Origin of the sequence: Tannerella sp., from assembly GCF_052170195.1 — a bacterium.
Classification (GTDB): domain Bacteria; phylum Bacteroidota; class Bacteroidia; order Bacteroidales; family Tannerellaceae; genus Tannerella.
This window is the reverse complement of record NZ_JBQNAZ010000031.1, coordinates 1-23,773: the sequence shown is the minus strand read 5'-3', so window position 1 is coordinate 23,773 and position 23,773 is coordinate 1. Positions and strand designations below refer to the sequence as shown.

At 45.9% G+C, this 23,773-nt stretch carries 15 protein-coding genes and 1 tRNA gene; 7 read left to right on the top strand and 9 right to left on the bottom strand.

Going from position 1 to position 23,773, the window contains the following annotated elements; translation table 11 throughout:
* Positions 1–10: 10 nt before the first annotated feature.
* A complete protein-coding gene (locus ACTTKA_RS08920) occupies positions 11–1,144 on the top strand; it encodes a DUF1972 domain-containing protein (protein WP_442724766.1) in 1,134 nt (377 codons plus the stop codon).
* On the opposite strand, the gene ACTTKA_RS08915 is transcribed toward ACTTKA_RS08920, so the two are convergent.
* From ACTTKA_RS08915 to ACTTKA_RS08885, 7 genes are all read right to left on the bottom strand, one after another.
* Entirely contained in the window at positions 1,139–2,482 is a 1,344-nt protein-coding gene (locus ACTTKA_RS08915) for a glycosyltransferase (protein WP_442724765.1), read from the bottom strand. The two genes, ACTTKA_RS08920 and ACTTKA_RS08915, sit on opposite strands and share 6 nt — an antisense overlap.
* Entirely contained in the window at positions 2,458–3,177 is a 720-nt protein-coding gene (locus tag ACTTKA_RS08910; protein WP_442724764.1) for an acyltransferase, read from the bottom strand. Before ACTTKA_RS08910 ends, ACTTKA_RS08915 begins: the two co-directional genes overlap by 25 nt.
* On the bottom strand, positions 3,152–4,432 hold the full coding sequence (locus tag ACTTKA_RS08905) for a glycosyltransferase (protein ID WP_442724763.1): 1,281 nt from the start codon (positions 4,430–4,432) through the stop codon (positions 3,152–3,154). Before ACTTKA_RS08905 ends, ACTTKA_RS08910 begins: the two co-directional genes overlap by 26 nt.
* Positions 4,429–5,244 carry a glycosyltransferase family 2 protein gene (locus ACTTKA_RS08900; protein WP_442724762.1) on the bottom strand — a complete coding sequence of 272 codons (816 nt, stop codon included), beginning with the start codon at positions 5,242–5,244 and terminating at the stop codon, positions 4,429–4,431. Before ACTTKA_RS08900 ends, ACTTKA_RS08905 begins: the two co-directional genes overlap by 4 nt.
* Positions 5,234–6,397: a hypothetical protein gene (locus ACTTKA_RS08895; protein ID WP_442724761.1), complete on the bottom strand. Its 1,164-nt coding sequence runs from the start codon at positions 6,395–6,397 to the stop codon at positions 5,234–5,236. Before ACTTKA_RS08895 ends, ACTTKA_RS08900 begins: the two co-directional genes overlap by 11 nt.
* A gap of 91 nt (positions 6,398–6,488) precedes the next feature.
* Entirely contained in the window at positions 6,489–7,913 is a 1,425-nt protein-coding gene (wzx, locus tag ACTTKA_RS08890) for an O-unit flippase-like protein (protein WP_442724760.1), read from the bottom strand.
* Positions 7,914–7,915: 2 nt separating this feature from the next.
* Entirely contained in the window at positions 7,916–8,728 is an 813-nt protein-coding gene (locus ACTTKA_RS08885) for a class I SAM-dependent methyltransferase (protein WP_442724759.1), read from the bottom strand.
* 339 nt (positions 8,729–9,067) lie between these two features.
* On the opposite strand from ACTTKA_RS08885, the gene ACTTKA_RS08880 reads away from it, so the two are divergent.
* On the top strand, positions 9,068–11,563 hold the full coding sequence (locus ACTTKA_RS08880; RefSeq protein ID WP_442724758.1) for an alpha-amylase family glycosyl hydrolase: 2,496 nt from the start codon (positions 9,068–9,070) through the stop codon (positions 11,561–11,563).
* Positions 11,564–11,651: 88 nt separating this feature from the next.
* Here the strand turns inward: ACTTKA_RS08880 and tamL are convergent, their stop codons facing one another.
* Both tamL and ACTTKA_RS08870 read right to left on the bottom strand, forming a co-directional pair.
* Positions 11,652–13,961 carry a translocation and assembly module lipoprotein TamL gene (tamL, locus tag ACTTKA_RS08875; protein ID WP_442724757.1) on the bottom strand — a complete coding sequence of 770 codons (2,310 nt, stop codon included), beginning with the start codon at positions 13,959–13,961 and terminating at the stop codon, positions 11,652–11,654.
* Positions 13,954–18,663, bottom strand: a complete 4,710-nt coding sequence (locus ACTTKA_RS08870; protein ID WP_442724756.1) for a translocation/assembly module TamB domain-containing protein — start codon at positions 18,661–18,663, stop codon at positions 13,954–13,956. The genes tamL and ACTTKA_RS08870 overlap by 8 nt, the downstream gene beginning before the upstream one ends.
* A 107-nt stretch (positions 18,664–18,770) precedes the next feature.
* Here ACTTKA_RS08870 and ACTTKA_RS08865 point away from each other — a divergent pair, with 107 nt between their 5' ends.
* The 5 genes from ACTTKA_RS08865 (at position 18,771) to ACTTKA_RS08845 (ending at position 23,564) form a co-directional block, all read left to right on the top strand.
* The gene (locus ACTTKA_RS08865) at positions 18,771–19,514 is read left to right on the top strand and encodes a glycosyltransferase family 2 protein (protein ID WP_442724755.1); all 744 of its coding nucleotides are present in this window, start codon (positions 18,771–18,773) and stop codon (positions 19,512–19,514) included.
* Positions 19,515–19,516: 2 nt separating this feature from the next.
* Positions 19,517–21,493 carry an ArnT family glycosyltransferase gene (locus ACTTKA_RS08860; protein WP_442724754.1) on the top strand — a complete coding sequence of 659 codons (1,977 nt, stop codon included), beginning with the start codon at positions 19,517–19,519 and terminating at the stop codon, positions 21,491–21,493.
* Positions 21,494–21,510: 17 nt separating this feature from the next.
* Positions 21,511–22,344, top strand: coding sequence for a deoxyribonuclease IV (locus ACTTKA_RS08855; RefSeq protein WP_442724753.1), 834 nt, complete (start codon positions 21,511–21,513; stop codon positions 22,342–22,344).
* Between the two features lie 21 nt (positions 22,345–22,365).
* The gene (locus tag ACTTKA_RS08850) at positions 22,366–23,310 is read left to right on the top strand and encodes an alpha/beta hydrolase (RefSeq protein WP_385979128.1); all 945 of its coding nucleotides are present in this window, start codon (positions 22,366–22,368) and stop codon (positions 23,308–23,310) included.
* Positions 23,311–23,480: 170 nt separating this feature from the next.
* Positions 23,481–23,564: transfer RNA gene (locus ACTTKA_RS08845), tRNA-Leu, on the top strand.
* Positions 23,565–23,773: the final 209 nt, after the last annotated feature.

Below are 23,773 nucleotides of genomic sequence, written 5' to 3'. Positions count from 1 at the left end.
GTAGAAAAAAATGAAAATTGCAATTTTAGGAACTCGCGGAATTCCAAACAACTATGGAGGATTCGAACAGTTCGCCGAATATTTATCTGTGGGATTGGTAGAAAAAGGCCATGACGTGACGGTCTATTCTCCTCACTTCCATGATTACAAAGAACCTGTTTATAAAGGCGTCAGAATAAAGCATATATACAGCCCCGAACATGTGATGGGCAGTTCTTTCGGAAGTTTTTTCTATGATTATGCCTGTTTGAAAGATGCCTTGAAAGAAAAAGAGAAGTTTGATATCTTATACGAACTTGGATACACAAGCGTCGTCCCCTCCTATATATGGTTCAATGTAAAAAAGTTAAAAACGCCTGTTCTTATTACGAATATGGATGGTTTAGAACACCGGAGGCCAAAGTTTAATCGATGGGTACGTTGTTTTTTACGCTGGGAAGAAAAAATGGCAATCCGGTATAGCTCACATATTGTAACTGATAACAAGGCAATTCATGATTACCATTTGGCTAAATATGGAAAAGAGAGTAAATTTTTAGCTTATGGTGCATGTATGAACAGGCACTATCGGGAACAATATCTCCATGAGTTTAATTTGACCGCCGGAAATTACCTGCTGGTGATTGCCCGGATGGAACCTGAAAACAATATCGAGATGATCATTAAAGGATATCTTGAAAGTAATATGAAAGATAAACCGTTAATAATTGTCGGCAGAATCAAAACATCTCATGGCAAGTATCTGGTTAACAAGTACCGTCAATCTGCAGGGATACGTTTTATAAACGGTATATATGATTTCGAGAAGTTATGTGCGTTACGGCATTTTTCTTATCTTTATTTTCACGGACACAGTGTAGGCGGAACGAATCCATCCCTATTGGAAGCCATGGCTTCCGGATGTTTCATAGCCGCACATGATAATGAATTTAATCGCTCGATCTTGAAAGAAAATGCTCTTTTTTTTCATCATCAGGAAGATATTTCTCGAATATTGAGCAATATGTCAACATTGAGCCCCGCCACAAAAAACAGGATTATTGCTTGTAACTTGAAAGTAACTCAAAATGGCTATTCATGGGAAAAACTGATCAACGATTATGAGGCATACTTCTTAAGGCTATTATCAGAGAACCATTTATAATGAGCGGTATAATGAGCTTATTCTATGGATATGCTCATCTAAAGAGAATGTGTTTTCCTTAGATAAGATCGTTTTATTATACGCTGACAAGATAGACGCATCGCTTAAAATCCATTTGAGTTTACTACTTAATTCATCGGAAGTGTGAAAAATGAACTTTTCGTCATATGTCTTGATGATATCTTTCGCACCCACTGTCGCCGAGACCATCACAGGGACACCGAACGAGAGAGCTTCTAATACGACTAATCCAAATGTTTCATAACATAAAGACGGTACAATCAACATATCCATACCGAAGAATATCTCTTCTAATTGTTCTTGTTTGTATGCGCCACAATAGACGATACGGTCACAATCGGCATCAATACCTGTACGATTCCCCCAAACGCTTAGTTCCCAATTATGAATTCCTTCTTTCTGTAATGCCGTACATACCTCTTTTAGTAAGGGAAAACCTTTGTAAGGCGACAAACTCCCAATAAAGCCCAATCGAAAGAGGGAACGATCAAAACATTTGGTTATTTTCCGGTCAATGATTGTAGCGTGAGAAATTGGGAGGATTGCAAAATTTCGGATTTCCGGCAGATAAGAACAATAGACGTTTTGAGAAACCGTACTATTAAAGTGAAACAGGTCGATTAAACCATAGATAGATTGGTAATAATCAAACACATCAGCATAATCATCCGTTTTAAGATCACACTTTTTTTTTCGCACGAGAATTTCTCTTTTTGCTGGTGTACCGTGCCTGAGTGGTAGATATTTTTTTAAACAGACAAGCCCTTTAAGATTTCGAATACGCAGGAAGATGTTGCTCGGAGCATCCTGGTTGCATGTTGCACAAAGAGAAGGAGAATGACGGGTACATACGTTGCCTGAATGATCTACAAAATTCACTTTCAGACATAATCCAAAATAATCGTGTGTTGAGAAAACAATCTTAACTCCTTTCCTTTTCAGAAAAAGAAGTAACTCATAAGGTAACCCCATCAAGGTATGAAGATGAAAGATCTCAGGTTGTGTTTGTGCGTAAAACCGGTCTAATTTTTCCTCAGATAATGTATTCGTGTTTCGCGTAATGCTTGCCGGCGATTTAACCCCATGTAAAAGAGGAACAATCGAAGGATTCTTGATTTCATATACCTTGACCTTTCCGTAAGAGCGGCGTCTTACGATATGTCTTTTTGTGTTGATAAGACTGATATCGCCGGGGTATAATAAGCTAATTTGATCTTCCGGGTTTTTGCTTTGGGCTTGCATCAGATCGGAGGTGTAACGAGTCAATCCCCCACTGCGATAAGGAAATAAGCCTAAGGTGTAGTGCAGGATACGCATGTAGGTTCTCTGTATTTTATGATTTTAGCCGGCACTCCTCCAATGATACAGTTTGCCGGAAATTGGGTTGTAACAACTGCTCCGGCAGCTATCACACACCCATCACCGATAGAAACCCCGTCTAAGATGGTAACTTTCGCTCCAATCCAGCAATTCCGGCCAATAGAAATACCCTGATGTGTAACACCTTGAAATCTGACAGGAATCTCCATGTCTGAGAATATATGGTTTTCAGCATGCAAGCTAACATAATTTCCGAATATGGTATCATCTCCAATCGTTATCCCTCCGGCACAACCCCAAAATCCATGTGTCCCTAAGCCCACATTGTTCCCGACTTGTAAACCTTTTCCAATATGTTTCAGATTTCCGGTACATTCGATCGTTGTATTTTTACCAACAGATACATTATTGCCGAAGCTGATACCTTCTGTAGATAAGGCATCGATATAACAATTCCTGTCAATCCTCATATTTGCACCAAAGAAAAAATGGTCCTTGCATTTGATTTTGCTTGAGTGATGAATAAAACAGTTACTCTTCCTGAACAGGAACAGGAACCGTCCATAAAGAAAAGCATATATTTGAGTAAATATGAAAGACAACAGATAACGATTGGGAATTCGCGCATCTATTGAGAAGGGTTGCTTTCTGACAAAAAAGATTAATTTACTTAGAAGATTTGATATACTCATACGTAAACATCATATCGTCATATAACTTATTAAATATTTGAATCCGCTTATCCCATCTGAAATTTTGCGCACACCGGCTCACTCCTTCCGCCAGCGTTTTGAGTTGTTCTGGATGCTCCATAAAAAACATTATATGCCGGCTGATATCCGAAACGATTTGTTTCGGCGAATCAGTTGGGATTCGAATACCACACTCATTGCAAATAACATCATGCATCCCGCAATGATCTAATGACATCATAGGAACACCGTACGACATCGCCTCCCATATTGTTGTAGGGTTTCCTTCCGACAAGCTGGTAATAATATGTAAATGTGAAATGTTGAACAAATCAAAAACTTTTTCCCGATTAATCTGTCCGTGCCATTGGAGAAAATGCTGAATCTTCTTTTTTGAGGCAAATTTTTCCATCTTGTTTTTCAAGCAACCGTCACCTACAATATGTACCATCACAGGACTGTCGGGAGGCAGTCGAACCAAAGCTTTTAACAAGAGAATTAATGCTTTATTGGCATCAATCCGACCAATCCAGATAATGTGCAACTTTGATCTGTTAAATTTATCGGGATTAGCGTGATGAATTTCTCCCACAATCCCATTTTCAGGCAGCCAATAACTTTTTACATGATGAATCTTTTCTATTTTTTGTTGATTGGCCATTGTGGCCGTCAGGAGTACATCACATCTTCTCAATGCCTTTTTAATGCGTGGCGAAAGGTGTAATTGTACTTGATTGGCCAAAGTGCGGCATAAAAGTTTAACTTTGCCAGAGACGGAACTTACGCTTCCCCATAACCGGAAAGGTATATCGTTCGTTCCTCCGATAGGCCCCCAAATATAAGGGAGCTTTATCTTCCATAGATAGCCGGGTTCCCGATAACTAATAGGGCTTATATAATGAATGAGATCGATTTGTTCTTCTTTTAATATTTCTTCCGCCTTCTTATATACAGATTTATGCCATTGTTTATATGCAAGATAAAAGGTATATACCCAAATCCCTTTTTTATTGAAATAGTTAATCCAGTGTGTTGATTTTTTAGCTTTTACAAAGATAAATCGGGTATTGGGCAAAGGGGTTTTCTGCATATATGTCTCCAACTCCCCCGTATCTCCAAGATGATCTCCGGACGTACCATACAGCACTGTGAGTTGGTGATACTGGCTCATATGTGTTATATAATTCCATGCGACCGAATATTCTGATCCTCTTATCGGTGAGATGGCATAAGCTAAAACTAAAATGTGCTTCATTTCCAAACGTGTAAATATGCAAGAATTTTCTCCTTCCAGTTCCAACGATTGGTAAGAAGTGTAAGCCGAAGTATCCCCATCAAAGTCCTGAAGCCAAGTTTGGATACTCCTCTATAATGCTTCGCAATGTAACGGTTAAAACTTTCTTGAGCGATCAGGAAGCGCCTAAAAGTAAGCCTTTTTGAGGCAAAGCTCCCTCCTTCCAAATGAATGATGCGCCCCTCGGGCAATATAATACGTTTCAATCCAAGCAAGTCCATCCGTTTCTGTAAATCAACTTCCTCATAATACATAAAAAATTCAGGATCAAAGCCGTTTAATCGTTCAAACACAGCTTTGCGAATAAACAGGTCTGCTCCTGAGATAAAGTCGACAGAAACAGGTTGAAAAGGAGGGTGAGGAATCGTCGGACGACGGAACAATTTATTTAAAACATATTTCATCTCTGTTTGAGGAGATGGAAAGCGATTGTATGAAAAAGAGACTTGCCCTTTTTCGTTCAGCAATATTCCACCCACCGCTCCAACTTCTTTATTCCTTTCCATATAATTAAAAAAGAAATGGATTGCGTTATTTAACAGGAGGGTATCCGAGTTAAGAAAAAAGAGATATTTTCCCCGAGCTTCCAATGCCCCCCTGTTATTGGCTTTTCCAAAACCGAGGTTTCGATCGGAAGCGATTATTCTAATCCCGTCAAAATGCGTTTTTATATGCGCGACACTACCATCAGTCGATGCATTATCTACCACGATAATTTCATAGTTGACGTCTCTTGTATGCATCCGTATGGAATGCAGACAGTCACACGTCATTTGTCTCGTGTTGTAATTTACAATGATTACAGATACGTCCATCAAAATCTAATTTATACTGCAGAGATAGTCCGCAAACAATCCACAAAATCACACTTTCAGGATTAAATATTCCTGTGATCGAAACATTAGTAACATATAATCCCAATGCGGAAATGATCGGAAATGATTTCCAGAAAGAGAGCGTCCCATCATCTTGTGATAAATATCTATCTTTGCCTTTCAGGGATAGACGAAGAAGTAACAAACCGAAAAGAATATAGACAGCCATGCCTATCCATCCGGTTTTTAGAAGAATATACGGATAACCATTATGCATAATAGGAATGTGGCGCATATCCAGCGGGGTATACGATCCCATATCCACCGTGGCACCAAAGCCTTGTCCGCCCAATCGCTCTTCAAAATTTCCTTTTCTGATCGTTTTCATCGTCATGTAAGCTTCATGCCCCCTGTAGTTTTCATTAATTTCAACGACATTCTCTGCCGGTTGGATCGTTATCTCCTCAGGAGCCTTCAATAAAGTCTCAACAAAACGACTTTGAGGATTCGACAAGAAAAACGCCGATAAGATAAGTCCCCCAAAAACAAGATACAGTAAAATATAATGTTTCCGATGCTGGAATTTTACGTATAGCATAATAGATAAACTGATGACAAAAACGAGCAAATCGGTTCGTGATGCGGAAAGATATAAAGATAACAAATTAATCAACAAGAGCCCCATCCATGCTCGAAAGTTTGGAAAAAGCTCAGCTCCGAAGAACAGCTTATCGCATAAAAGGATAATGGCCGCCACCCCCGTGGCTGCAAAGCCTGTGACAGAAAGAGATTCACGTGCTTCTCTAGGAGTTGTAAACGCCGTATATCCGTAATTATTAATCATATAAAAGATAAGATATAGAGAGCACACGCTTCCCAGCAAAGCAATCGCACGTAAGGAATCCATCCGATCATAACGTCTCGCGATAATGCTTCCTAACAAGAGATATAGCACGGGATTCAAGAAATAATACATGTCTTTAAACACATCATAAAATGCATTCCGAAACAAACCATTCATCGTTCCGATAATCACCGGAACAAGCAATAGATGCGATAATTTGATGATTCGTCGATCCGGCCGGATGTATAAAGAAAGAATGAATATCATGATTTGTATGGCAGTTAGCAGATTATTGTTTTTTGCTAAAGGTGCAAGACAAATCAATAAGATAATGATCGTTAGCCTTAGTTGTTTCGATTTATACATAAAGAGAGAAAAAAGAGCGATTGATCTCTTGACAGCCAATCCGTATAAACTTCATCCAACTGATTCCAAATTCTTTCAATACCATCTGAGGCCATTTCCAGTTTTGGTAAGCCAGTTGAACTATTCCGGGAACGAGAATAAGGAAAAGAATACCGGTTCGGGAAAATAGAATCAGCAATCCGTATCCGATTAACGTACACAAGCCGGAAAGCAATGCCGCATTAAAGAATGGGATGTGATTCGCTGATGAGATGATGTTTGCAAAACAACTATGATTTGCTTCCAACAATCTGATTAAACAATAGACAACCAGAATATAAGAAGCCGGCAGTACAGCATTTGACTGAATAACAGACAAGAGTTTCGGTGCTACCCATACGAGTAATATCGCACCAATGATAAACAGAGGATAAAAGAGCACCATGGAAGATGCAAATTTTTTGATTAGCATCTCCCTGTTTCCCGTCACCCGATAAGATGCAAAGGCCGGTGTTTGTATGGTAATAAGCGTAGTGGATACAAGCACGATAACATTACTTAGCTGAATCATTAGTCCATAAGAACCAACTTCTTCAAGAGGAAGATATAGACCGGACAAAAACACTCCCAATTGTGAAACAACATATCCTGCAATCGTGATAAGGCTTAATTTACGGATATTAGGCCATGAAACAGATAAGACCGATCTGATCTCGGAAAAAGAAACCTCCTCTTGTATTTTTTCTTTCAGTCCGTCCCTGTAAAAATAGAAATGAGCCAAGAAACGTCCGAAGATCGGCGCTAACAGGTTCGCCACCGCAATACTTATCAGTCCCAGATCACAATAGACCAAACCGATTGCTATGGACATATTCAGCACTTTATTGAGCACAAACGATTTCTGAGACTCTTTGATAAATCCTCTGCCAATCAGTAACGAATGATAATATAAGAGATAGATCGTACAAAAAACAGACAGGCAAAAAAGAATCCAAATCCACATCATGTTGTTCACCGTAGAAAAACGGTCTGTTACGATATACATATAGAATGTACCAACAGATAGTAACAGGAACCCTACCCCGAGAGCAAACCGTTTATACGCATATTGTGTCGCGCGGATAACGGACGATAAGAGCCTGTAATTAACGCTTCCTCCCGTATGTAGATGGTCATACCCTTCTTTTTTTAAGACATTTGCCCCATTAAAGACATACGTAATATTCCGCGTAAATTGAGGAGAAAAGCCTGCATCCAACAAAGGAATAAAAGCGCTAATAGATAATAGGATATAATTTATCCCGATCTCCTGACTGCTTAACTTATGCAAGATGGCCGGAAGAATCAGGATACCTGCTCCGATAGATAGGAATTGAGAGAGATAACTCCATAAAATGTCCTTTTTAGAAATAGAAACAGGCTTTATGCTTTTTTCCATTGTCATTTTACTTGTTGCCAGAAACGCCGGATTCGTTTGTTCTCTCTAAGATGCTTACTCGAAAAAACGACTCGCCGTATAACTTCCGACACGATGATTTTCAGATAACGTACGAATGATATCTTATATGGTTTCCGCCGGTATCGTGTGTCATTCTTTTTCTCCCATCTGTCGACAAACTGATAGACGGCACTGTCCGGCGTCTTTGCAATCGCCCATGATGCCCCGATATGCGAACTGTAATATTTATGGAATTCGGAAGATGAAGGATACATCAGTATCGTATCTTTGTTATCCGTACAGGTTAACCCGCATTTGCCGGCCATATCGACCAGGCTTTTTCGTGTAAAAAAATGGATATGAGTATCATCCAGCAGTCCCATGTTTTGATATTCGAATTCGCCCTCCAGTAGAGAAAGTATGATCGACGAATGTCCGATATTGGGTACAGACGTCAATATACAATCCCCATAGCGAACAACGGTCTGCAAGGTGCCAAGAGGGTTTCGGAGGTGTTCCAGCACATCGGCAAAGAGAATGTAATCGAAATATTGGCCTTGCAGTTCCTGTTCCCAACTTCCGGTATCGATATCGGAAACAATAACTTGCTCGGCATATAAAGCAATCGTCTCGGCCATAACAGGATTAATCTCGACAGCTACCACATGGCAATGAAGTTGTTCCTTCATGTATCGGGTCATATATCCCATACCCGGTCCGAATTCCAAAACGCGGGAGTTCGGCTTTACCCACATCAATATCTGAGGAATGTTGTTCGGAGTATAAACGATTTGATCCGTTCCGTATATTTTCATCTGACAACTAATTACACGCGTTCTCGTCACTCCCATTTGCAATGAGGGAATAACCGCTTAAACAGACCTTTAAATGGTCGGGTAATATTCGGACAAAAGTACAAAAGTTTCCTTTAAATCCAAGCATTTGAGATAAAAAACACAGAAAGGACTTTGCGCTCTTCATCGCTCTATCACACCCTTTTTCTACCCTTTCCGGAATGCTATCCTGTGACCATCTTTTCCATGGATTCTCTTTGCGGATATGGCTCAAAGAATTTGTCAAAAGAACGCTGATTGATAAATAATTTGTATTTTTGTTCTATCGATAACATTTTAGGACTCATTAATTTTTATAGGATGAAACGGTTTCTTTCTTTATTCTTACTTCTCCTGACATCGTTCGTAACGATGGCGCAGGTGACGACCGACCCTGCCATTGTGACGGAGGTCGGAACGGTGAAAATCATTTTCGATGCGTCGAAAGGAAATGGCGGACTGAAAGGATATGCCGGCCCGGTTTATGCCCATACCGGTGTGATCACGGACAAGAGCACGAGCGGAAGCGACTGGAAGTATGCTTCTTCGTGGGGAGACAATCAGGAAAAATACAAACTTGCTTCGTTGGGCGGCGACCGATGGCAACTGACCCTTTCGCCAAATATACGAGCCTATTACGGTGTGCCGGCAGACGAGAAGATTCTTAAGCTGGCTTTCGTTTTCCGCAGCGGCGACAAACAGAAAGAAGGGAAAGGAGAAGGCAATACCGACATCTTTGTGACGCTGAACGAGCAGGCGTTTGTTCCTGCGACGCCCGAACGTAAGCCGCGTCCGGAGGGAATAACAGACGGCATAACGTATCGTGAAGACGGCTCTGTGGTGCTTTCGCTCTATGCGCCCGGCAAGCGTCACGTGCATCTTCTGGGCGACTTCAACCGCTGGACAAAGAGCAACGACTGGCAGATGTACCGTGACGGCGACCACTGGTGGAGAACAGTCGGCGGACTGAAGAAAGGAAAGGAATATGCGTTCCAGTATCTTATTGATAATGCATTCAAGATTGCGGATGCTTATGCCGAGAAGATACTCGATCCGTGGAATGACCGTGCCATTCCCGTCACCGTCTATCCTGACCTGAAACCTTATCCGATGCAGACGGAAGGCATCGTCTCGGTGATGCGTGCGGGAGCAGAGCCGTATCGATGGCAGACGAGCGGCTTCGACCCGACGGTTGCCGACCGGCTGGTGGTGTATGAGTTGCTCGTTCGCGATTTTACGAAAGAGGGAACGATTACGGCAGCCATCGGCAAGTTGGACTACCTGAAAGCTATGGGCGTGAATGCCGTTGAGCTGATGCCCGTACAGGAGTTCGAGGGAAACGACAGCTGGGGGTACAACCCGTCATTCTATTTTGCACCCGACAAGGCCTACGGTACGCCCGACGACTATAAACGCTTTATCGATGAGGCTCATGCGCGGGGCATGTCGGTCATCCTCGACGTCGTCTTCAATCATGCGACGCTGTCGCATCCTTTCGCACGCCTCTACTGGGATGGTGCGACGGGGAAGCCGGCCGCCGACAATCCGTGGTTCAACGTCGACGCACCCCATCCTTACAGTGTGTTTTCCGACTTTAATCACGAATATTCCGGTACGCGTGAATTTTTCAAACGGGTATTGAAGCATTGGCTGACGGTCTATCGTGTCGACGGCTTCCGGTTCGATCTGACGAAAGGATTTACGCAAACGAAATCGACTGAAGCTACGGCTTCCCGCTATGATGCGTCGCGTATTGCGATTCTGAAAGATTACCATGCGCATATTCGGAAAATCAACCCGAAAGCATATACGATCCTCGAACATTTCTGCGAAAACAAAGAAGAAAAAGAACTGGCCGACGACGGGATGCTGCTCTGGAACAACATGAATCACGCCTATTGCCAGTCGGCCATGGGCTATAAGGACGGCAGCAGCCTGAAGGGCGGAAGCGCGACCTCGCGCGGCTGGAAAGAGCATCGTCTGATGACGTATCAGGAGAGCCACGACGAAGAACGCACGATGTACAAGGCGAAAGCGTGGGGTATCCCGCCGGTCAAAAGCGATGAGGCGACACGCCTCCGTCGGGCGGCGCTCAATGCGGCTTTTCTGCTGTGTACGCCCGGCCCGAAGATGATCTGGCAGTTCGGCGAGTTGGGCTACGATTATTCGATCGAAGAGAATGGCCGTACAGGACGTAAGCCGGTACGGTGGGACTATTACGAGGAGATGCACCGCCATGACCTGTTCGATACGTACGCCCGGCTGCTCGCTTTGCGCCGGAAATATCCCGGGCTGTTTGCTTCACCTGCATCGGAAACGATGAATACCGACGCATCGGACTGGGAGAACGGCCGGCGTATCGCACTGCAACATGCAGAGGCCGATCTGCTGCTGTTAGGCAATTTCACCGACAAGCCGCTCTCTGTCCCGGCACAGTTCCCGACAACAGGAAGGTGGAAGGATATCTTCAGTGATGCCGCTGCATTTCTGGAAATCGGAGCAACCGATAAGAACCGGGAAGTGCTGCTTCAACCTCACGGCTTTCATCTCTATCTCCGCGAACCAGGATTGTCGCCTAACGAAAAGATCGAAGCCATTGCTCCATGCGAGATTCGTTTGCATGAGGGGGCGATCGTCGTCCGAAGTGCAGAAAAGATCAGCCGGATAAGCCTCTATTCATTCGGAGGCTGTCTGCTTCGCGCCGCCGACCGTGCCGGGAGATTGGATGTAGCAGATATTTCGTCCGGCATTTATCTGGTTACGGTGCGTACCGCAAGCGGCGAAGTCTACAGCCAAAAGATCGTTATCGACCGGTAGTCATATATCGGTTTGCGCCTCGCAAAATTAACGTAGCCTTATTGCGGAATATGTTTGGGGTGTACTGCCCAAACCCAAACGGAGACGATCAGAAAGGATAACCGAGTGCCAGATGGAAGCCGAGCGCATCTCTGAGGGAGGGAGCATTAAAGTACCCTCGGCGGTCGGTCGAATAAGGAAAATGCAGTGCATAACCGATGTCGAAGCGAAAGACGAGCACGTCCATGTCGTAACGAAAACCAACACCGGTGCCCGTCGCGATGTCGTTGAGGAAATGTTTCCATTTGAGTTGACTGCCGGGACGTGCCTGATCGTTACGCATAAGCCATACATTTCCCATGTCGAGATAGACGGCTCCATCCAGATCACCGACCAGCCGGAAACGGTACTCGGCATTCGCCTCGAACTTGATATCGCCGATCTGGTCGATATATGCATACGGATTGTCACGATCGGGGGCAAAACGTCCGGGGCCTACACTACGAATCGTAAAGGCGCGGATGCTGTTTGCTCCGCCTACGTAGAACTGCTCGCCGTAAGGTGCTTGCAGGGTGTTGCCGTAGCTGTAAATCACACCTCCGCCAACACGGAAAGCAAGCCGGTGATTGCGGTTAATGTAATGGTTGTAACGAAGCTCGGTCGTGACTTTCAGAAACTGCGAGAACGGATTACCCAGAAGCCTCTTTTCGTCGTTAAACCTGCGACCGAATAAGGCATAAACGCCGGAGAGGAGATTACCGGCCTCGGAGACGGAGAAACGCCACCACGTTTTACTCCGTTCCTCGCGTACGGACGAGTTATCGAGCGTGTACGAATACTCGATGGCGGGAATGAACTGATCCTGCAAGCTCTGGCGTACCGAGGGGTTGAGGGAGACAATGCTGTCGAAACGTTGAGTTGTATGGAGCAAACGGGAAAATGTCAGTCGAACAGGCGTGAAAGTATGGCGACGTATCGGATTCGGCACAAACTCGTATGCGAGGCTTCCTCCGAAAACGAGCTGTCTGAAAAAGTGCGCCCGGTTAAGCTGTGAGATTTGTGCGTCCATGCGTGTCGAGGCAGAGAAATCGTACGCGCCTCGTCCCAAGCGTGGAAGCACGAGGCGTGGGAAAGTCAGCGTGCCCTTCACTCCTACCTCGTAATTGTTCATCATCCCCGTATGGCCGGCGGCACGGACTCCCGTCTGCCACTCGTACGAACCAAACAGTGAAGCCGCCAGCGTCTCGCCTCCGCCGAACATGTTGCGGCGCGTAACACCAAGTACGATGCCGGGACCGGCGTAGTTATTATCGTTCATCGTCGCCTTGATCTCAAACCGGCTGTTGAACGGATAATCGTATGACGTATGGATTTGAACATTCATCGTATCGGATGTATGAGACGAGTCGGTGGGCATATATTGCATGTCGGTATAACGGAAGATGCCAAGCCTGCTTAGGGCAAGCTGTGTCTCGGTCTGTTTTTCGAGCGAATAAAGTTCGCCGCATGTAAACTGTAATTGCTTGTATAACACGGAAGGTTTTACGCGCAATCTATTCTCATAATAAATGGTAAGGTCTTTATAAGAGATGCTGTCAGTGGGCATCTCGTTGTCGTAGCCACTCAGATAAATGGAAATGCGGCCGATATACCACGGACGCAGCAAGGTTTCCGGAACGCCCTGTTTCAGTCCGACACGAAGATCGACCTTTTTTTCGCGCAACGACGAATCCGCCTGATAAATGATGTATTCGGGACGAAAGAAATAATATCCGTTGTTTCGCATAATCGTGGCGAGACGTTGTCGCTCAGCTTCCAACGTCTCTATGCTGAAACGGTCGCCTTTGCGCAGAAGTCGCTTATCTTCCTGCAGCTTCAGCAGTGTGTCACCCCGATTTTGCATGCGCCGGTAAAAAATCGAATCGAGCGTATAAGGTTCGTTGAGGGTAATCTCGTAACGCACACCGGCCTTAAGCGAATCTTTTTTATTCGGCACGATCTCGCAGGATGCCGTCCCTGTAAAATAGCCATTCTCACGTAGCAGATTCTGCGCCACACGTGCCCGCGTAGCCGGCGTAACCGTCGAGATAAAAACCGGTTTCGCGGCAAGCCAGCGAAACATCCATTCATGAAACGCTCCCTTCTTGTTGACATGCGCATTATACATCCACAGCCCCAGCGGAAACGGGGTACGCTTCGACGAACTGCCCAGTAGCGCATTGTTGGGCGGATATGCGAGCGCTTCTTCCACCTTGCCCAATACCTCGTCGGCCTCACGGACATGCTCCCGATCGGTCACTGTAATACTCTCGATGCCGGTATACAACACCTCGCCCTTCGGCAAGTTCTTCGTCGTCGAACACGCACACAACCCGCCCAAAAGCAACCCTACAATTCCCGTGCTGATCCAGCTATTCATCCTTTTCCTGCTCCTCTTCATTTTTCTCTGACGAATCATTGTCCGGCACATTCCTGTACGAATCATCTTCCTTTCGGATAGCCGGTTGTCTGCGAAAATCAAACAGATCTCCGAACCGTCTCGTTTTACGACGGAAGATCACCTCTCCCCCACTCTTTCGGATTTCTCCTTCAAACAGGTTCTCGTAATCTTTCTGACTGAATATTCGGATGAAACGGGAACCTTCGGTATCGAGACGATATTCGAGCGATGCATCATCGAAATAAAACCGGTCGCCGGTCACCGGATCATTAGTCGAATACCTCATCCCCAGCGTGGTGTACAAACGATCGTTCATAAAACCTTTATAAAAACGTCCGAGATAATCGATTCGCCGGCCTTTTCCGTCGGTACCGTCATACGTATTCACATCGAAAGAAAAAGGCACTTCTCCCAGCAAACTGCCAAGCATATTATTGATCTCGCGCTGCAACAAACTGCTCAGGGCAGCCCCGACATCCATTCGCTCTGTTCCGGCACCGGCACCGGCCAAGTAAACCCCCGTCACCAGCAAACTGATCGCCTGCTTACTGCGTTCCTCCTCTCCCATGGCAGCCAACTGGTTCTGCACGGCGCCATTGTTCGGCGCTTCCAAAATAAATTTCAACGCCATCTTTTGCAACTCCTGCCGCACCTGAATGCCGGTATTGAAATCGACCATCTGCGACTGACCATCCAAATTGACTGACGAACGTAACCGACTTAAAGCGGTAAGGTTCAGGAACGGATTCATCGGATTGCCTCGCCATTCGACATAACTGCCATCACGAATCGTAAAATCGGTCAATGGAATGACCGGAATGCTGTATCGAACCAGTCCGTCCGATATCGTATAACGTCCGTTCAGCCTCATATCACCCAGTGAAGTGTACTGAAACGACAGATCGCCACCTCCTTTCAGTTCGATACGGTTCGACTGTTCACCGCCCAAATCAATCTTCAGACGGACAACGGGGTCGATGCGAACAGTCATGAGCATATCCATACTTCCCACCGACGGAAGCGGCTGAACAGTCTCAGCCGTGCTCAAGGTCTCGCCCCACCGACGACGCTTGGAAATCGTATCGGAGAAATACGTAAACGTGACGAGATCGGCAAAGTTATCACGACTCTCCAGTTTAGACTCCGGAACTACATACGTCAGGTTTGTACTGCCGAGCACATGCAGATCGCCTCGCATGTACATGGCACGCAACGGCCCTTTCAGGGTGGTATTCAGATCGACCAGCATCTTGCCATAAATCATGCTTCCCGGCTCTTTGCGGGTGTCCAGCAGCTGCATGTTGTTTGCAGTCAACCTTAAATTAACGGTCTCGTGCATCGGACGACTGATATCGACTGTTCCGTTAATGATAAACGGATTGTTTCCATTCGTATGAATACTGTATTTATTAAAACGAATCTTGCTGTTTTTCATTTCTATTTTACGGTCGTCGAAACGGATATCCGTTCCGGCAGCCGTCACGTATGCAAATGCCGAGTCCAATTGCAGATGACCATTCCATAAAGGTTTTTTGTTTGTTCCGGCCAGAGTCATTCGCCCATTCAGCCATCCCTGCATACGGCCTGTTTCGCCCAGAAAAGGATTCAGCATCTTCAATGGCAGCTGGCTGAGAGTCATGGTGCCGCTTACCTGGTGATTTTTTGACGGCTGATAAAGAGCGGAGAGCATGGCGATTTCAGCTTGATTGTGGAAGAAGTGTGCGTCAAACTGATGTCTGTCGTTATCAAGCGGCAGATATACCCCGTTCAACAACAACTCTCCCATGCTCCCTCCCTGATAAACGAGATCATCGACGCTGGCATCGGTCGCCACCATAAACGATTTTTCCATCGGCACATAGCGCAGTGCCACGTTGGCTAACCCTCCCATGACAGGGATCGGGGCGAAGTGCGACACTTTCTCTAAATTTATCTGACTGATTTCGACGGATAGTTCATCCATTTTTCCATTTGTTTCCGTCGAATGAATCCACAAGGAGGCATTCTGCTCACCGATCAGCTTCAGGTTGGCCGATATATCTTTCAGGGTGCGTATCTCCATGTAGTTGTCTTTGTTGAGTGTAAACGGCATAAAACCCAGCACGGGATTTTCGGGAAAAAACTCAAGGCGGAAACCTTCGGGTTGTTTGGTGGCGCGAGCGCCTAACCGGAGTCCCGTTTCCCCGCGGGCATCCCGATAACTGGCTTCGATATCGGCCATTCCGGTTTGAAGCCTACCGTGTACACCGGCCGTAAACGGTTCCTGTCGTCGAAATCTGTTTTTCGTGACATCACAAGTGTAGCGCAATCCATCGGTCGAATCTTGCCGGATGCTCAAACGTACCGTATCAATCTTGATCGTGTCTTTCATGAGCGAAAGCAACAGTCCGTTTGCATTGATCCCATCCTGCGGAGATGTCGAAGCCCAAAACGAAAAACGATCGAAAGAAAGATCATTCTCCTGCGAATAATTCTGCAACGGGTTATCATGCCCTGCTTCAACCTGTAAATCAAGCTCGGGCAATAAGGGTGTCAGATGTTGCAAATATGCGACAGTATCTTTCTTCATTTGCTCTTGGAAATCATCCGACACATCGGTCAGTTTGCCGATAAGAGTCTCCAAATCGGTATTTCCTGTCAACACCATCCCAAGGTCGCCCGCATGGAATGAAACGCGCGTCGTATCTTCGTTGCACGCCGCATGCAGGGTCAGCGTTTTCGGCCTCACCTTCTGTTTCTCCATTGCCATCTCCCAGTTACCGAGCGTCACGTCCAGTCGATGTCGCTTCTTCAAGTCCGTATCGATTTCTGAGAAAAGTTGAAACGAGTTGGACAGAGGTTTTTCCGTTACGTTCAACCCGTGCAAATCCAATGTATCCATGTCGACAATCAACATCCCTGCAATTTTGTCTTTACGTATATTTCCATCGAGTGTGACCGTTCCCTTCAGATACGGATAAGCGCTCGCCATCCGGGCATTTGCCTGATGATCGCGGAAAGTACCTTCTACCGAGATTCCCGAGATATACCGATCTTTGTATTGCAACCCCTTCAGTTCTCCACCAAATATAAGATGGGTCGCTTTCGAGAAAAAGTCCGCCCCTTTTCCCTCGGCACGTAACGAGCCTGTCACATGGAATATCGAATCTTTAGGTAGGAAACGTATCAAATTCAGACTATCAATCATCAGATCGGCTGCGTAAGCCTTCTGAAAAGCATGATACTTTCCTGAAAAACGAGCCGTTCCATTTCCTTCGGAGAGCAACATATTCGCCTGATAAACTCCGCGAGTTAATGTCGCATCCATCTTCAGTCGCAAACTGTCCGGAATATTGATGCGTCCTTCGGATAAGGCTGGCAGCCATGTTTTCAGCCATTGCTTGTTTTGCATCTGCACACTCAGAGACAATTCTCCGGAACGATATACGTCATCCGTCAACCGTTCTGCCGCGCCATGTGCATCTATCCGGAACGCGCCGGGCAAGGTGCCCTGAAACCGGTGAACATACAACTGCCGCATATTACCCTCGATGGCCGCATGAAAAGTCAGCAACGTGTCGGGATATTTTTCTTCTAAAAAAGACATACGTTGGCCCATCGGCACGAAAACATCTTGCAAATGGACTGATGCCGTAAGTTCAGCCTGCAGACGACCCAGCGGGTCTTTGGCCAGAGAGTTCCAGGGAACCATCGCTCGCAGTTCAACCAGCGAACGAGGTAAGCGCAGTTCGCAATACGGGACGGATAATGCGATGTTGTCGCTCCATACACGGCCGGTAAGGGAAGTAATTTGCAAGCCCGAACGTTCGTTCATCGAACACGCGCGGAGATGAGCCCTGCTATCCGGCTCACGGTAAAAGACCGAGTCCAACTCCAGATTGATTTGAGAAAGTAGCAGATGCGACGGATCGAAGCCTTCGACAGGAGGTTGGTCGTTGGTATCATAAGAAACAAAGCTGTCTGACAAATCCAGTTTTGACACGCTATACTGCCCCGCACCCAAATCGACGGAGCCATTTGTAAGTGTCGCTTCCCCAATGAGAGTCTCTAAACGGAGAGAATCTGAAGGCATGCGTAACCGGAATGCAATCTGTCGGAGACGAAGGCGATTGGCCAGAATCGTCCAATTGACTTGCGTATCTGTCGTATCCGATAACGCTGAAAGCGAGTCTATTTGCAACGTTATGTCGGCATCAGTAATCGACAGCTGGTTTAACATGGCTTTTTCTTTCGACAAATACACCCTGCCTCCATAGGTCATAAGCTGGCTGATGTGCCCTTCAACACTCATACCTTCGAGCCATTGCTTCGTACGGACGGATACATCCGTTATCAATACGGATGATACCCAAATTTCCTTGTCGAGTAAGGGCAACGGACGAATTTTCACGGACAGTTCACCGACAGAAAACAACGTGTCTTGCGATGCATCTTGCACCGATACCTTCTGTAGCGTCAGGTTCAATGGGTACGACAAAAGAATGCGACCTGCACCGATCTTCATGCCCAAAGCCTCGGAGGCGTATTGCGTTACATGCTTCAAGGCGAAGTTTTGAACAGCGGGAACATACAAGAGCAACGAGAAAATCGACACCAGCAATACGGGTGTCAGCAGCAGCCAGGCAATTCCTTTTACCCACTTATTTGCCCCTTTATTCTTGTGCTCTGTTGTCGTCTCCATCCTTTAAAACCTTGCAAAAATACATGGAAAAAACAGATATTCATAGCATGCACGATTGTTTTTCCATCGTAAAATCGTAATTTTGCGTCCGCTATTAAAAACAACAAATGATACGAGGAAAAGTTATAACCGTAGTCATGCCGGCTTATAATGCCGAACAAACGTTGCGACAGACCTATGCAGAAATTCCTTTCGACATTGTCGATCATGTCGTGTTGGTTGATGACGCCAGTTCGGATCATACGTCCGATGTCGCTCGTGAGTTAGGGATACGGTACGTCATCAAACACAAAAAAAACAAAGGCTACGGAGGCAATCAGAAAACTTGTTACGATAAAGCGCTTGAGATCGGTTCCGATATCGTGGTGATGCTTCATCCCGATTACCAGTACACACCGCTTCTGCTGACCTCTATTTGCTTTATGATTGCTAACGGACTGTATCCCGTAGTCATTGCTTCGCGTATCCTCGGCAAAGGTGCTCTTGCGGGAGGAATGCCGCTTTATAAGTACGTTGCTAACCGCTTTCTGACCTTCATACAGAACTTACTGATGGGACAAAAACTTAGTGAATATCATACAGGTTACCGGGCTTTTACGAAAGAAGTATTACAGGCTGTTCCGTATGAGAGGAATTCGGACGATTTCGTTTTCGACAACCAGATGCTGGCGCAAATTTTCTACAGGGGCTTCAGCATCGGCGAAGTCAGTTGTCCGACCAAATACTTCGAGGAAGCCTCGTCCATCAACCTGGGGCGAAGCATCACATACGGCTGGGGCGTATTAGGCGTATCACTCGCTTACCGTCTCCAGAAAATGCGACTTGCCAATTTTAAATTATTCAGACCTTGAAAATGAACAGAACAAAAAGCCTCAAACAGACAAAGGCACACCAATACAGAGATAAGACGCACGAGCCGCGTCCCGCTCAGGGAGCATACACCCGGATCAACCGTTTTTTTGAACGGCACGAACGTATATTTTTTATCATTTCGATGATTTTAGGAGCGTTGATGAGCATCCTGCTTTTCGACATCAAAGTCAGCCTCAGCGGCGACGACTGCGACTATATCATAAACGCTCAAAACTTCTGGCGAGACTTCCGGTTTCCGGGATTCCGCGGGCCGCTGTATCCGATCGTCCTTGCTCCGTTCGTCGGCGTGTTCGGGATCAAGCTGATCCTGCTTAAATCGCTGTCGGCCGTTTTTATTCTGCTTTCACTCTGGCTCACATATAAAAGTTTTCGGGGCATCGTTCCTGCACTTGTACTGATACCTGCGCTGTTGCTTACGAGTCTTTGCTCGTTCGTCTTCTTCTATGCAAGCCATACATACAGCGAACCGATGTTTATGCTGACTCAGGCGCTTTTTCTCTACTTCTTTTCCAATTATTTTCTGCGTAACGGCAATGTGTCCTACACCTTGAAAACAGACTGGAAAAAATACCTCATCCTCGGCATGCTGGCATTGTGTATGGGGCTTACACGCAGCATCGGATATGCTGTTATAGGAGCCGTGGCTCTCTTTTTCATGGTAAAGTTACGATGGAAAGACTTGTTGTATACGGTTGTTGCCGCTGTGCTTGTCTTCGCGGCGTTTCAACTCTTCAAAACCGTTGTTTGGCCTGAAGCCGGTAGCGCTTACGATATCCGAAACTATTTAGCGAAAGACTACTACGCTCCGAACCAGGGAATGGAAGATTTGGCAGGTTTCATGAACCGCTTTCTCATCAATTCGCAAATCTACCTTTCTGCTTTCTTATGCCAGATGATGGGAGTCATTCCGGAAACTCCCAGCAACCTGCCCCAAATAGATGTATGGCGCACCGTGATCATATACCTGCTCTATTTTTCGGGACTTGCTATCGTATTCAGACGGAATATGGCGCTACTGTTCGTGGGAATCTACATCGGCGTGATGAACTTTGCGAGCTTTGTACTGCTCCAAATCATCTGGGGACAAGACCGGCTGATCATGATTTATTATCCGTTGATCCTTCTGTTCCTGCTCGGAGGACTGTGCTACCTGTTTCAATCCAAACCGTTAAGAAAATTTTTCTTTATCTACCCGATGTTATTGTTTGTCGTATGCGGAGGTACACTCATCATATCAAAGAATCGGGTGGCGCGCAACATCCCCGTCTTGCAGCAAAATATGCTTGGCGAAACACTTTACGGCCTCACGCCCGACTGGCAGAATTTTATCAAGGCAAGCCAGTGGGCTGCCCACAATCTGGAGAAAGATGCCGTTATCGTCAGCCGTAAGGCGTCGATCTCAAAAATTTATGCCGACCGTGATTTTACAGGATTACCGGCGACATTGACGGTTCCGATCGACACGCTGGAGTATCTGAAGAACAGTGGAAAGACGCCGTTTATTGTTGCCATCGATAAACGAGCGTTATATGGAGAACAACTTCAATATATCATAACTTCCATGGCTCCTGTAAACATCGGAGGCAGAGAGGCAAACCAGGCAGGCGTTTATATGGTGGCTGACAGCCTAAAAGACCATACGGCGGAAATGCTGAACAATGCAGGCATGGTGCACACGAACGACCTGGAAGATTTTATACGGAAATGTCGAAAGGTTGATCCTGCAACCCTGCGCATCTATGATCCGGACATGATGAATCGCTACCTCGTAGAAAGAGGCATCGATTATCTGCTATTGCCCCGGCTCCGTCAAGATCCGACACAGAATAACGGTATATATATCAATAGCATCCATCGCTATGTATGGTTCATCTCTCACAAGTATGAAGGACGGTTTCAGACCGTGAAAACGTTTGGCACGTCGGAGCCATGCGAGATCGTAAAATTTATTCATTAAAAAAGAACAGAAACAGCATGTTTAGAATCGGTTGTCATTTATCGGCTTCCAAAGGATTTCTGGCCATGGGCAAAGAGGCCGTGAGTATCGGAGCCAATACCTTTCAGTTTTTCACACGCAATCCAAGGGGAGGAACGGCCAAACCTATCGATGAGAAAGATGTGGAAGCCTTCCTTCAACTGGCTAAGGAGCACGATATCTCGTCCATCGTGGCACACGCGCCTTACACCCTGAATGCCTGCGCTGCCGACGCTGGTCTGCGAAAATTTGCGACGGAAACCATGGCCGACGACCTGCGACGGATGGAATACGTACCCGGGAACTTCTACAACTTCCACCCCGGAAGCCATGTAAAACAGGGGGTAGAAATCGGCATCGACTACATCGTCGAAATGCTGAACCGGATCCTGAAACCGGAGCAACGTACGACCGTTCTGCTGGAAACCATGGCCGGCAAAGGAAGCGAAATCGGCCGTTCGTTCGAAGAGCTGCGTGCCATCATCGACAGGGTTGAGCTGGAGCATCTCTTGGGAGTATGTCTCGATACATGCCACATCTTCGACGGCGGATACGATATCATCCATCAGCTTGATGAGGTGATAGACGAATTCGACCGAATCATCGGGCTGGACAGACTGCGTGTTATTCACCTTAATGACAGCCTTAACCCAATGGGCAGCCACAAAGATCGCCATGCCAAAATCGGAGAAGGAAATATCGGCCTCGAAGCAATCACCCGTATCATCAATCATCCGGCACTGCGTGATTTGCCATTCAATCTTGAAACGCCGAACGAATTAGATGGCTATGCGGCCGAGATTAGGTTACTGAAATCGTTGCGAAAAGACTAAAATAAAAAGACTACAAACGCGATGAAACGTGCGCTTTATCTCTTGTCCGGGATACTGATCCTGCTATCCGCCGCGATTGCAGGAGGAAGTTTTTACATGCTTGACTATTCGCTCTGTCCCGCCAATAACTCGGGCAAAGATACCGACGGATCGTATGCGTACATGTTTACCGAATACCCGTTCATCAAGCCTTGGGCTGACAGCCTGAAACAGGCCGGCGCCTTGCGCGATACGTTTATCCTCCACAACGGTGTCCGCCTTCATGCGCTTTATGCGCAGGCACCCCAATCGACCCGGCGCACCGCTCTGATCGTTCACGGATACACGGATAGCGCCGTGCGGATGCTGATGATCGGCTATCTCTATCATCACGACCTTGAGTTCAACATCTTGTTACCCGATTTATACGGCGGAGGAGAAAGCGAAGGAGAACACATCCGTATGGGATGGCTCGACAGACACGACGTGATGCGTTGGGCGGAAGTAGCCCATACAGCATTCGGAGATTCGGCACAGATCGTTGTACACGGAATCTCAATGGGAGCGGCAACCGCGATGATGATGGCCGGCGACCCGCAACCCGATTACGTGCGTTGTTTTGTCGAAGATTGCGGATATACAAGTGTATGGGACGAATTCTCGAAAGAATTAAAGGCCGGTTTCGGACTGCCCGAAATGCCGATGCTATATACAACGAGCCTGCTGTGTAAATGGCGTTACGGGTGGGACTTCCGCGAAGCCTCCGCACTGAAACAGATCGAAAAAAGCCAATACCCGATCCTCTTTATCCACGGCGATGCGGACGATTATGTCCCCACGTGGATGGTTTATACACTCTATGAAGCGAAAAAACAAGGCGATAAAGAGCTGTGGATCGTACCCGGCGCTGTCCATGCCGTCTCTTACCGCGACAACCGCGAGGAATACACCCAACGGGTCAGTGCATTTGTCGGGAAATATCTTTGACAGCAACAACAATTACATCCTGCCCTAAAATACACTGATTATCTTATATATACATCAATAAAATATCAGAGAATGTTGAGTCAGTCAAGCCTGCACACTACATTACGACCTTTTTTTATTCATGAATTTCATTTTTTCAAAAAATATTTCCTATCTTTGCGCCTGCAAAAGCCCAGATGGCGGAATCGGTAGACGCGCTGGTCTCAAACACCAGTGGAGTAACATCCATCCCGGTTCGACCCCGGGTCTGGGTACTATAAAAAGAGTTAGATTGCTTATCTTCAAGTATTTAACTCTTTTTTCTTTTTAAAATTGTTCCCAGCCATCCCATTATGGAAACATGAAAATATAAACTTTACTTGGTGGAACAAAGCAAAAACAGTCCTTTTGAATAAAAATAAAGCCAACTAAATAGTCACTCCTTAACAATTGATTTTTTTGAATAAAAAGGAATAAAAGTATA